The organism is Rhodopseudomonas faecalis (assembly GCF_003217325.1).
Lineage (GTDB): Bacteria > Pseudomonadota > Alphaproteobacteria > Rhizobiales > Xanthobacteraceae > Rhodopseudomonas > Rhodopseudomonas faecalis.
The window spans coordinates 76,642-89,024 of sequence record NZ_QJTI01000016.1; the positions used below are offsets into that span (position 1 = coordinate 76,642).

Annotated in this window: 10 protein-coding genes; 8 read left to right on the forward strand and 2 right to left on the reverse strand. The window is 64.1% G+C overall.

Annotation, left to right across the window (positions count from 1 at the left end; translation table 11 throughout):
- Positions 1-7 precede the first annotated feature (7 nt).
- On the reverse strand, positions 8-1,675 hold the full coding sequence (locus tag BJ122_RS13260; protein ID WP_110781486.1) for an acyl-CoA synthetase: 1,668 nt from the start codon (positions 1,673-1,675) through the stop codon (positions 8-10).
- Between the two features lie 201 nt (positions 1,676-1,876).
- Here BJ122_RS13260 and BJ122_RS13265 point away from each other — a divergent pair, with 201 nt between their 5' ends.
- The gene (locus tag BJ122_RS13265; protein WP_430694785.1) at positions 1,877-2,872 is read left to right on the forward strand and encodes an AraC family transcriptional regulator; all 996 of its coding nucleotides are present in this window, start codon (positions 1,877-1,879) and stop codon (positions 2,870-2,872) included.
- A 153-nt stretch (positions 2,873-3,025) separates the two neighbouring features.
- Here BJ122_RS13265 and BJ122_RS13270 read toward each other — a convergent pair whose 3' ends face one another.
- On the reverse strand, positions 3,026-5,212 hold the full coding sequence (locus BJ122_RS13270; protein WP_110781509.1) for a TonB-dependent receptor: 2,187 nt from the start codon (positions 5,210-5,212) through the stop codon (positions 3,026-3,028).
- A gap of 627 nt (positions 5,213-5,839) precedes the next feature.
- Between BJ122_RS13270 and tsaA the strand changes: the two genes are divergently transcribed.
- From tsaA to BJ122_RS13305, 7 genes are all read left to right on the forward strand, one after another.
- On the forward strand, positions 5,840-6,337 hold the full coding sequence (tsaA, locus tag BJ122_RS13275; protein WP_110781511.1) for a tRNA (N6-threonylcarbamoyladenosine(37)-N6)-methyltransferase TrmO: 498 nt from the start codon (positions 5,840-5,842) through the stop codon (positions 6,335-6,337).
- The gene (locus BJ122_RS13280) at positions 6,337-7,398 is read left to right on the forward strand and encodes an iron ABC transporter substrate-binding protein (RefSeq protein ID WP_110781490.1); all 1,062 of its coding nucleotides are present in this window, start codon (positions 6,337-6,339) and stop codon (positions 7,396-7,398) included. Before tsaA ends, BJ122_RS13280 begins: the two co-directional genes overlap by 1 nt.
- A gap of 1 nt (position 7,399) precedes the next feature.
- A complete protein-coding gene (locus BJ122_RS13285; RefSeq protein WP_110781492.1) occupies positions 7,400-8,422 on the forward strand; it encodes a FecCD family ABC transporter permease in 1,023 nt (340 codons plus the stop codon).
- Positions 8,419-9,291: an ABC transporter ATP-binding protein gene (locus tag BJ122_RS13290; RefSeq protein WP_181418954.1), complete on the forward strand. Its 873-nt coding sequence runs from the start codon at positions 8,419-8,421 to the stop codon at positions 9,289-9,291. Before BJ122_RS13285 ends, BJ122_RS13290 begins: the two co-directional genes overlap by 4 nt.
- 29 nt (positions 9,292-9,320) lie before the next feature.
- Positions 9,321-9,857: a DUF2478 domain-containing protein gene (locus BJ122_RS13295; RefSeq protein WP_110781496.1), complete on the forward strand. Its 537-nt coding sequence runs from the start codon at positions 9,321-9,323 to the stop codon at positions 9,855-9,857.
- 103 nt (positions 9,858-9,960) lie between these two features.
- Positions 9,961-10,752, forward strand: a complete 792-nt coding sequence (locus BJ122_RS13300; RefSeq protein WP_110781498.1) for a TOBE domain-containing protein — start codon at positions 9,961-9,963, stop codon at positions 10,750-10,752.
- 406 nt (positions 10,753-11,158) lie between these two features.
- A complete protein-coding gene (locus BJ122_RS13305; RefSeq protein ID WP_181418955.1) occupies positions 11,159-12,259 on the forward strand; it encodes an O-antigen ligase family protein in 1,101 nt (366 codons plus the stop codon).
- The last annotated feature ends 124 nt before the right edge of the window (positions 12,260-12,383 follow it).

The following is a 12,383-nucleotide window of genomic DNA, read 5'->3' on the forward strand; positions in this document are numbered from 1 at the left end:
TGCGGGTTCAGTGCGACGACGACGAGGAGGTCTGATCGACCTCGCGCTTGCGCAGCACGAAGCGCTGCAGCTTGCCGCTCGGCGTCTTCGGGAGCTGCTCCAGGAATTCGATCTCACGCGGATAAGCGTGCGCCGACAGCCGCTTCTTGACGTATTGGCGCAGCTCTTCGGCGAGCTGCTCGCTGCCCTGATAGTCGGACGCCAGCACCACATAGGCCTTGACGATTTCGGTGCGCTCCGGATCGGGCTTGCCGATCACCGCCGCCTCGATCACCGCCGGGTGCTCGATCAGCGCGCTTTCGACGTCGAACGGGCCGATGCGATAGCCGGACGAGGTGATGACGTCGTCGGCGCGGCCGACGAAGCTCACCGAGCCATCGGCTTCGAGTTCGACGGTGTCGCCGGTGCGGTAGTAACCGCCGGCGATCGCCGGGGTTTCCTGCTGCCAATAGCCGGTGAACCACATCAGCGGCGAACGGTTGAGATCGACCGCGAGCACGCCCGGCACATTGGCCGGCAATTCGCGATTCTCGTCGTCGAGCACCGCGACGCGGAAGCCCGGCATCGCAAAGCCGGCCGAGCCCGGACGCACGGCATGGCGCAGGCCGTGGTGGTTGTTGACCGCCATGCCCAGCTCGGTCTGGCCGTAATGATCGTGGATCGGCACGGCGAGATGCTCGGCGAACCAGCGGATCACTTCCGGATTGAGCGGCTCACCGGCGCTGCTGACCACGCGCAGCTGGCCCTTGACGCCGGCGGCGGCTTCCGGACCGGCGGCGATCAGCAGCCGGTAAGCAGTCGGGGCGCCGGCGAGATTGGTGATGCCGTGGCGCTTGATGATCGAATAGGTGCTCTCGGCCGTGAACGCGCCCTCATAGAATGTGGTGGTGTGGCCGAGCAGCAGCGGACCGGTGACGGCGTAGTACAGGCCATAGGCCCAGCCCGGATCGGCGATGTTCCAGAACTTGTCGTCCGGACGCAGATCAACCGCGTCGCGCATATAGGAATAGAACGCCGGCAGCGCCGACAGCGGCACCGGCACGCCCTTCGGCAGACCCGTGGTGCCGGAGGTCGACATCATCAGGAACAGATCGCTGCCCTTGCGCAGCACCGGCTCGAAGCTGGACGATTTCGCTGCCAGCTCGGCGCGGAAATCGAGGTCGCCAGCGGCCACGGTCTCGCCGGGGCGGGTCACCACCGCCACCGTCGGACGGCCGGCCACTTCGTCAAGCTTGGCCCGGTTGATGGTGTCAGTCACCACCAGCTTGGCGGCGCTCATATTGATGCGGTGTTCGATCGCCTTCGGGCCGAACGCGGTGAACAGCGGCTGATAGACCGCGCCGGCGCGCCAGGTGCCGAGGATGGTGGCGAGCAATTCGGGGGTGCGGGGCAGCATGCCGGCGACGACGTCGCCCGGCTTGACGCCCTGTTCGGTCAGAAGATTGGCGACCTTGGCCGACAATTCCTGCATTTCGGCAAAGGTGAAGCTGGCGCGCTGGCCGGTGGCGCTCTCCCAATTGAGCGCAATGCCGCCCGAGGCGACATGGCGATCACAACATTCCACGCAAACATTGAGCCCGGTCTTCAGGCTGCCCGCGAACAGCGGCTCGAAATCTTCCAGCCGGAAATTGGCGACGGCATCCGCATAATCGGCGGGTTTGGTGGCGTTGCTCATCGTGGTTCCCTCTCATCTCTCGCTGTTTGGCCATTGTTGACGTGCTGGCCTTGGACCGGCCCGACGCACAGCGCCGGCGATTTTCCGGTGCGAACTAAGCCGTAAAGCCGTGTGGCAAACCATGACAAAAGCGGTCTAAGTTGCTGAGCGATTTTGCAACACAAGGACGCGCCGGGGAGGACGCCGCAATTGGATCGCAAAATGATATCGCCGCTGTTCGTGGACGAGGTGGCAGACTGTCTGCGCCGCAGCGGGCTGGCGCCCGGGCCGGTGCTGGCCAAGGCCGGGCTGCCGGAACAGGTGCGGGCGCCGGTGTCGGCCGAACAATTCGGCGCGCTGTGGCTGGCGGTGGCGGCGGCCATGGACGACGAGTTTTTCGGGCTCGGCGGCCGGCCGATGCGGCCGGGATCATTCACGCTGCTATGCCATGCGGTGCTGCATGCCAGCACGCTGGAACAGGCGCTGAACCGGGCGCTGCGCTTTCTGAAAGTGACGCTCGACGATCCGTCGGGCACGCTGGTGCAGGACGGCGGGCTCGCCAAGATCGTGCTGCATGACAAAGCCGCGCCGCGCACCGCCTTCGCCTATCGCACCTTCTGGATTCTGGTGCATGGCATCACCTGCTGGCTGGTGGGCCGGCGCATTCCGCTGCGCCGCGTCGATTTCACCTGCGGTCCGCCGCTTTATGCCGCCGACTACCGGCTGTTTTTCGGCGCGCCGGTGCGCTTCAACCAGCCGGAAAGCGTGATGGCGTTCGACGCCAGCTATCTCAAGCTGCGCACCATGCGCACCGAACGCTCGTTACGGGAGTTTTTGCGGCACGCGCCGGCCAATATCGTGGTGCGCTATCGCCATGATGCGGGTCTCGCAGCCGCGATCCGCACCAAACTGCGAGCCACGCCGCCGACCGCCTGGCCCAATTTCGAGACGCTGGCTAAGCAGCTGCGGATTCCGGTCTCGACCTTGCGGCGCCGGCTGCTCGTTGAAGGCCAGACCTACCAGAACATCAAGGACGAAATCCGCCGCGTGCTGGCGATCCGCTGGCTGGCCGATAGCGAACGCCCGGTCAGCGATATCGCCGCCGATCTCGGCTTTGCCGAGCCGAGCGCTTTTCATCGCGCGTTCCGCAAATGGATGGCCAAGAGCCCGGGCGCATTCCGCCGCGAAGTGTTGAGCGAGGCCAGCGAAGCTGGTTAGCGCCGCATCGGCGCGGCTCGTACCAATGACCGTCATGCCCGCGCTTGTCGCGGGCATCCACGTCTTGAGATCGCCGCAAGATCGAAGACGTGGATGGCCGGGACGGAGCCCGGCCATGACGCTTCGAGTGGTTGCTATCAATCGCGGCGGGTATCAGAACGTGCCCTTCATGCCGATATGAAAAGTCCGCCCCGGCTCCGGAAAACCCCAGGCCAGCGCATATTCATGGTCGAAGATGTTCCGCACCCCGGCCGACACCATCAAATCATCGCGCAGCTTGTATTCCGCGATGAAGTTGGCGAGCAGATAGGTGCCGGTCTTGACGTAGCTGTTCACCGACTTGTTGCCGATCACCTGATTTTTCTGCGACCAACGGTCATCGGCGAACTGCAAACTCGGCGTCAGCGTCAGCGCTTCGACCGGATTGTAGCTCGCATAGACCATGCCCTTCACGGTCGGAATCCCGGTCTGCTGAATGGTCGGATCGGTCGGGTTCTCCAGCACATTATGGATGTAGGAGACATTGCCGCCGACCAGCAGCGTCGCGGCCAGCGCGTAGTCGAGCGCGAAATCGACGCCGTAACGATAGCCGTCGCCGACATTCTGGTTCTGGGTGATGGCCGACACCTTGCCCGAAATCGGGTCGGTGTAGCTCTTGCCGGTGGCCACCGACTGGATCATGTCGCGCACCAGGGCGTAATAGACCAGCACCGAGACCTGGCTCCTGGGCGCAAAGGCGTTGGTCCAGCCGAGCTGATAGTTGACCGCCCGCTCTGGCAACAGGTCGGGATTGGACGCCGCGGTGCCGAACCTTGAGCTGAAGCGCTCGAACAGTGTCGGAAACCGGGTGCGATCGGAGATGTTAAAGAACAGCTTGGCGGTGTCCGAATAGCGCCAGATCGCCGCGGTCTGCCAATTGAACGCCGAACCATTGGTCAGCCGGTAGTTGATCCAATAGGGCTCGTAATAGGTGCCGGACTTGTATTGTCCGACCACATATTCCTCGGCCCGATTGAGATGGCGCCAGTCATAGCTCGCGCCCTGCACCCAGTCGAAGCGCGGGCCGATATGCACGGTGTTTTCGGCCGCAATCGAATAAGTGTCTTCGGTAGAATTCTGCTTCGGCTCGACGAAACAGGTTTCGCTCACGGTCTTGGTGGTGGCGCAGCTTGCGCTTTTCGGCGTGGTGGTGCCGTTCAAGCCGTATTTATCGGTGAACAGATCGTTCCACTCACCATGATTGTCGCGGCGCACATGGCTGGCGAGCTTCAGCGTATCGAGGCTGCCGAATTCCTTGGCGAGTTCGACGGTGTTGCCGATGGCCCAGTCCTGATAGATCGAGCGCGACGCGCTGGTGCTGTAGCGCTGGGTCTGCGCCGGGTTGTCCCACATGTCGATGGCGTTGTCGAAGGTCTCCCAGAACGTCCGGGTCTTGACGTAGGCATCATCGCCGATCTCGGTCTTGGTCGCCGCCGACAAGATCTGCACGTTCCAGGATGGCCACGACCAATAACGCTGCGACGCGGTCGGCTCGACATTGTAGGGCGCGCTTTTGCGGCCGTCGTGCTTGATGAAATTGATCGAGTACTCGTCGGTGGCGTTCGGTGTCCAACCCGCTTTCAGGTTGACGTTCCAGTCGTTCGACTCGGAATTGTCGCGGCGGCCGCCATTCTCGATCGAGGTCGGCGTAAAACTGGCGGGCAGTTCCCAGCCCTCGACTTTGCGCCAGGTGGCGCTGGCCTGGAGGTAGTAATCGTCCTGCTTACTGCCGACCCGGCCATAATTCTTGAAGCCATCGAACGCGCCGGTGCGGCCGAAATCGGCCTGGCTGCGCCACTCGCCTTCAAAAGCCTTCACCGGCTTCTTGGTGACCAGGTTGACGGCGCCGCCGAGCCCGCCCGGCCCGTCCAGCACCGAGACATAGCCCTTGGCGATCTGGATCTGCGAGACGTCGTCGGTCAGGAAACGCGAGAAGTCGATGCGGTTGTCGGCCGGCAGATAGATGCGCACGCCGTCAATCGACAGCGGCACCTGCAGCCGGTCAAAACCGTGAATGAAAATGTTGCTGTCGTTGCGCTGATTGCCGCTCGGCGAGGAATTGACGCCCGGCACCAGATCAAGCGCCTTATCGACCGTGTTGGTCTTGAAGCGCTCCATCTGCGAATTCGGCACGGTGCTGCCGCCGAAATCGTTGAACTCCGAGCCGCCCTCGGCCGGCGCCGTGACGTTGATCTGCCCCAGCTCATAGACGCCCTTACTGCTGCCCGCGACCGCCGCGTCAACGGCCGTGACCGTCGCGGCGCTGGCAAGCAGCATGGTGACTCGGGTCATTCGTTTCATCAGGCCCCCCTTAGGCTCACGCGTCCGCGTCGACAGGTCGGCGCCGCAGCCCACGCGGATGGCGCGCGGCGCAAGATCGTGACGATTGACTGGCAGCAAGCAGCGGCAGCGATGACTGCGCTGCGGCGAACAGGGCCGAGGATGAGGGGTGCTAACAGCGACCGACCGGCCGCTGACCTGCAAGGAAGTTGGCACCTCGATTGCACTGCAACAGCAGTGAGGGATCGAGGACAGTGCACGCGCCGCATCGGCCAATCGCCATTTTATTTATTTCATTTACATATATTAGCGACGAAGGCGTGCGGCTTGACAATACCCTAAACGCGAGCTGACCTCGTAAAAACACGTGAAAGTTGCTTCGGCGGTGCTATGACGCCGAAACGGTCGCTTTTCAGGGCCGAGAACCGGCGTTTTACGCCCGAAATGTTGCTTTCGCGCAACACTCGTTACCTGGAAGCAGCGAGCAGATGTGGCCGAAGTGCCGCGAAGCACCGGCGCACCGGCATGCGCCCGTCATGAATTCGTACCAAATCGTTCACGAAGGCCGTTGACAGCCAACCCAACAAATATAGTCTGATTACATATATTGCGGCGCAATAGAACGCCGCGGCCAACCAGGTGGCGCAGATGGCAATCAATAATGAAATCAGAAACGGCGAGCTGACTGCTGATTGGTCGGGCACTGTCGATGCCGGCGTGGTGTTCATCGGCCGGATTCACACCCCCTGGTCAACGATCTCGGAATGCCCGCGCCACGGCCGCGCTGACGGTCCGCTGTGCCGGATCGAGCTGTTCGAGACCTGGCAACCGGCGCTGGCCGGGGTCGATGAAGGCACGCTGCTGGAAGTGTTTTATTGGCTGCACGAGTCGCGGCGCGACTTGCTGCTGCAATGTCCGCGCAATGACGGCGTCACCCATGGCACCTTCTCGCTGCGCTCGCCGGTGCGCCCCAACCCGATCGGCACCTCGGTGGTTCGGCTGGAGCGCCGCGAGGGCGGCAATCTGTTCGTGCGCGGGCTCGATTGCATCAATGGCACGCCGCTGGTCGATCTGAAGCCGGACCGCGCAGAATTCGTACCGAAGGCGCCGCCCAAGCCCGGCGATTTCCAGGTCGGACAGCCCTGATGGCGGCGGCCGCGGGAGTGAAGCGGCGCGCGCTGCTGATCGGCGCGCTGCTGGCGACGCTGCTGCCGCTTGGGCCGGTAACGCCGGCACAGGCGCGCAGTGTGGTCGATTCCACCGGCCGGCAAGTCGAGGTGCCCGACACGATCACGCGGGTATTTGCGGCCGGGCCGCCCGCCAATGTGTTTCTCTATGTGCTCGCGCCCGACAAGATGATCGGCTGGGGGCGCGCGCCCCGCGACGAAGACAAGCCGTTTCTGCTGCCGGCGGCGCGCGATCTGCCGGAACTCGGCCGGCTCACCGGGCGCGGCGACACTATTTCGATCGAGCGGCTGATGGCGAGCCACCCCGATGTGATCATCGATTTTGGCGTCACCAGCGACACCTATCGCTCGCTCGCCGACCGAATTCAGAGCCAGACCGGCATTCCCTATCTGCTGATCGACGGCCGCTTTGAAAACACCGCGGCGGCGCTGCGGCTGCTGTCCGACATTCTGGGGGTACGCGAGCGCGGCGAAGCGCTGGCGCGCGCCGCCGAGGCGAGTTTCGCGGAAGTCGATCGCGTGGTGGCGAGCGTGCCGATCTCGGCACGGCCGCGCATCTATCTGGCGCGCGGCATTGATGGCTTTGAGACCGGCTCACGCGGCTCGATCAACACCGAGATCATCGAACGGGTCGGCGCCATCAATGTCGTCGAAGGCGTGCGCGACACGGGCGGCATCGCCCGGGTGTCACCTGAGCAAGTGATCAGCTGGGCGCCGGACACCATCATCACCATGGAGCCCGCGATCTATCGCGCCATCATGGAACGCCCGGAATGGCAGGTGATCCCGGCCGTCAAACAGCGCCGCGTGATCCTCGCGCCCAATCAGCCGTTCGGCGCGCTTGATCTGCCGCCCTCGGTCAACCGGCTGATCGGGCTAAAACTGCTGCTGCACAAGCTCTATCCCGACAAGGTCAGTTCCGATCTGCGTCGCGAGCTGCGCGAGTTCTACCGGCTGTTCTATCAGGTCGAGATTTCGGACGCCGACCTGCAACGTTTCATCGATGCAATAGGAAACTGAGGTGGCAGAGCGGCGCGTCACGTCGACCCTGATCGTCCTCGCGCTGCTGCTGATCGTGGTCGTGATCTTTGCGGCCGGCATCGGGCCATACCGGATTCCGCCCGGCGAGGTGATCACGGCGATCGCGGCCTGGCTCGGCGGCGCGGACCGTCACGATCAGGCCGCGGTGGTGCTGTTTCAGATCAGGCTGCCGCGCATCGCCGCGGCGATCTGCGTCGGCGCCGCATTGTCGGCGGCCGGTGCCGCTTATCAAAACCTGTTTCGCAATCCGCTGGTGTCGCCGGATATTTTGGGCGTGTCACATGGCGCCGGACTCGGCGCGGTGATCGCGATCCTGTTCGGCCTGCCGGTGGTGGCGATCGAACTATTCGGCTTTGTCACCGGCTCGCTGACCGTGATGCTGGTGGCAGCTCTGGCATGGTCGCTGCGCGAGCGCGGCGATGTGTTGATGCTGGTGCTGGCCGGCATCGTAGTCGGTTCGATCGCGGCCGCCGCGATCTCGCTGGTGAAACTGGTCGCCGACCCCTATTCGCAATTGCCGATGATCACCTATTGGCTGCTCGGCAGCCTGGCCAGCGTCCGCCCGAGCGACCTCGCCGTGGTGGTGCCGACCGTGCTGATCGGCCTGATCCCGCTCTATCTGCTGCGCTGGCGTATCACCGTGATGTCGTGCGGCGATGATGACGCGCGTGCGCTCGGCATCAATGTGCAGCGCACCCGGCAGGTGGTGATCGCGGCCGCAACGCTGATCACCGCGGCGGTGGTTGCGATTTCCGGCGTGATTGGCTGGGTTGGCCTGATGGTGCCGCACATGGCGCGGCTGTTGGTCGGGCCGCGCTTCGACCGGCTGCTGCCGACCTCGATCCTGATCGGTGCCAGCTTCATGATCGTGGTCGATACGCTGGCGCGCACCGCAGCTAACATCGAAATCCCGATCGGCGTGTTGACGGCGCTGGTCGGCGGCGGTCTGTTTGTTTGGCTGATGACGCGGAAGGGAGCGCGAGCGATATGGAGGCGCGAGTGACTGCCCGCCTGTCGCTGGACAATGTTGCAATCGGCTATGACGGCGATCCGTTGGTCGATGGCATCGACCTTGAGCTGCACAGCGGCAGCATCACCTGCCTGATGGGCGCGAACGGCGTCGGCAAGACCACGCTGTTCAAGACGCTGCTCGGCCTGTTGCCGCCGCTGCGCGGCCGGATTGTGCTTGGCGGCCGCGATATCGCCGCCTTGAAGCGCGATGAGATCGCAAGGCGCGTCGCGCTGGTGCCGCAAGCCTATCAGGGCGATCCCAGCCACACCGTGCTCGACATTGTGGTGATGGGACGCACGGCACGGCTCGGGATGTTCAGCACGCCGGGCCGCGACGATGTCGCCGCCGCCTGGCGGGCGCTGGACATGCTCGGCATCGCGAGCCTCGGGCACCGCTCCGCCGATCGCATCTCCGGCGGGCAGCGGCAATTGATGTTGATCGCGCGCGCGCTGGCCCAGGACACCGAGATCATCGTGATGGACGAGCCGACCGCGAGCCTCGATCTCAGCAATCGGCTGGCGTTGCTCGATCAGATCCGCAGCCTGGCCGAGCGCGGCCTGTCGCTGCTGGTATCGACCCACGAACCGGAGCATGCTTTCGCGATCGCCGACCGGGTCGCGGTGATCGGCCCCGGGCAACGCTTTGCGGTTGGTGACGTGGATCAGGTGCTGACGCCGGCGCGGCTGAGCGCGCTCTATGGGCTGGCGCTCGATCTTGAAACCACGCCCTCAGGCCGCCGCGTCGTGTCGCGCGCTGATGGCAGCGTGCTCGATTTGTCGATCATGGCGCGCAGCGATGCCGCCCGGCCTTTGCGAACTGCCGAAGCATCGGAATGCACGACATCGGAACGATCAAGTTGAACGCCCTATCGAACGGAGAAGTCGAAGCCATGACCACCCCCGCGCTCGCCGTCATCGTCCACACATCCGGCGATCCCCTGGAAGAGACTTTTGCCGCGGTGCGCGATCGGCTCGCCGCCCGGCCGCACACAAGGATTGCCGGCGTGGTGCCGCGCAACGGCGCGCCGCATTCCAATGGCCGGCTATCATTCTGGCTCGACGACATCACGCGCGGCGATTCGATCGCGCTGTCGCAGGATCTCGGCCCAGGATCGGCGTCCTGCATCCTCAATCCAGATGGCCTGGCAACGGCGCGGGTGCGGCTCGCCGAGGCGATCGCGACCCATCCCGACCTGGTGTTGTTCGGCCGGTTCGCCAAGGAGGAACTGGCCGGCCGCGGCGTCCGCGAAGAAATCGGGCTTGCGGTCGCCGAGGGCATTCCGGCACTGGTCGCGGTCGAGCGTTCGATGCTGCCGGGCTGGATCGAATTTGCCGGCGATGATTGGGCGGAACTGCCGGTCGATGTCGATCGCATTATCGCCTGGTTTGCCGCGCTTGACGCGCAGCGCGCCGCGGCCGACGCCTGAGGGCCAGCCTCAAGAGCAGCCGATGGCTGCTGCATCGGTTCTCATTCAATCGCAGCCGAAAAAGCACTAGGGTACGCGCGGTTAGATTCGCGCGGCCCTCCCTATGACGGATGACAAGATCGATGCCTTCCTGGTGCTGCGCAGCGGCGGACGCCTGCTGGTCGGCCGCGACCGGATTCGGCTGCTCGAAGCAGTCGCCGAACATGGCAGCATCAGCAAAGCCGCCAAGGCGATGGGCCTGAGCTACAAGACCGCCTGGGAAGCGGTCGACGCCATCAACAATCTGCTGCCGACCCCGGCCTTTGTGACGCGCACCTCGGGCCGCGTCGGCGGCGCCGCTGAAATCACCGACGAAGGCCGGCGGCTGATCGAGGTGTTCCATCGGCTCGAAGACCATCTTGCCAAAGTGTCGTCGCTGATCGCGGAGGAGGGGCTTGAGGAGATCGGCGACGCGCTGCTATGGGCCAGCGGGTTTAAGGTGTCGGCGCGCAATATCTTCCGCACCGAAGTGGTCAGCATCCGGCGCTGGCCGGTCGATGTCGAAGTGGTGCTAAAACTGTCGGACGAGCAGACCATCAACGCCACCATCACCAATGCCGCGACTGAGCACCTTGGGCTCGCGCCCGGGCGCAAGGCGCTGGCACTGGTCAAGGCGCCGTTCGTTCGGCTGGTCTCGGCGGCGGAAGCCGAAAAGGTGCGCCACAATCTGTTTCGCGGCGAGGTCAAAAAGCGGATCGACGCCGAGGTGCATTCGGAAGTGCATCTCGACATCGGCAACGGCAAGACCATCGTTGCGGTGGTGCCGCGCCATCACGCCGAGGATCTCGGCATCGCCGAACACGGCGAAGCCTTTGCGACCTTCGAGCCTGATCACATCATCATCGCCGTCGATTGACGGCGCCGGGCGCCACTCGTGGTCGCTTGCTTGACGCTGATGGCTGGCTGCACGTAATGGTGCCGCCCTGCCTGGGCCCACGCGGAGACAAGATTTGCAACCTGCTTCGCATTTGGTTGAACTCGAGGCCAACGCCGGACGAACACTACCCCGTCCACTGGCCTACACAGTCGCCGTCTGCATCCCGGTGCTGGCCGCGGCCTCGCTGCTGTCACCGAGCATCTGCGATATCGCGCTGGCGATCCTGCTGGTGATTGCTGGAGCGGTGATCTGGCACGACCCGAAGCAACTGCGCCGGCCGTTGCTGCTGTTGGCGTTCAGCTGGATGGCGTTTGTCGCACTGTCGGCGGTCTGGGCGCAAAGCCAGGGCGTACCGGGCCATCCGCTGCGCAATTGGCACAAGCACATGTTCATCGCCTTCGGTCCGCTGGTCGCGCTCGCTTGCGCGGCGGCCTGGCAGCGCCTGCAATGGCGTATTGATCGGCTATTGCTGCTGTTTCTCGCCGGCTTGTGCGGCGGCGCCCTGGTGCTGCTGATCAACAACGGCGCGATCGGCATGGTTGTCGAACTGCGACCGAGCAATGGCATGATGGGGCCGATCAACCGCAATTTCGCGGCGCTGGCCTGCGGACTGGCGATCATCGCGGGCACCGGACTGATCGGTCACCTGATCACTACGCCTAAACTGCGGCGCGGCGTGGCGGTTGCCGTTGGCTTTCCGCTCGCTATCGCGCTGGCGGCGCTGCTGACGCTGCTGGTGCTGCTGCATAGCCGCGGCGGCTATATCAGCACTGTCGCCGGGCTAAGCGTTTGGCTGGTGGCTTATCTTGCACCAAGTGCCGTCCGGGGCAATGGCTATCCGAGCGTGCTGTTTCCCGCCGTATTTGTCCTGGTAGCGATTTCCTCGCTTTCATGGGGCAGCTATTTTGCGATGCAAACAAGCGGTCGCAGTCTGGTTGAAGCGTCTGCGGTCGGGTTTCCGCTCGTCGAGCATCCGACGGTTGGGCTTGTAGAGCTGTTGCAACAGGTGCTGACTGGTCGATTTGATCTCGCTCACGAGGCCTCGAAGAACTACGAAGCCCGGGTGCAGCTACTGGTGCTGGCGGCCGATCTCTTTCACCAACGCCCCTGGCTTGGGTGGGGTCCGGACGCATGGCCACTTCTGCAAGCCTTCGCACCAAGTGCCGAGCTGCGGGACCTCAATCAGTTCCACAATGGTTATGTGCAGTTTTTAGTGTGCTTTGGCATCGTCGGCGCTGTGCTAATGACGATCTATCTCGCCGCGTTGCTGACCGCTGCGATCCGGCGCCGACGCAGCGGCGCCGACCAGCTGTCGCCGCCGCTGATCGCGACCGCGCTGGCGCTACTCACGCTGCTGCTGGTGTTCAATGTCAGCGAATCCGTGCCGCTGGTAAAGAGCGCCGCGAGCACGATGATGATGCTCGCGGCGCTTGCCGCGCTGCCGATCGCAACCGCGACCCGGGTTCGGGGCAGCGATCTCGGCTGAACTCAACGCAAGTCAGGCCCTAAAACAACGTAAGCGCTGTTTCGGCCCCACCTTCCATTGAGGGCGTCGGCTGAGGAATGATCGATCTCTGACGGGAGATCGGCTTGTGTCTAAGCTTGACCAT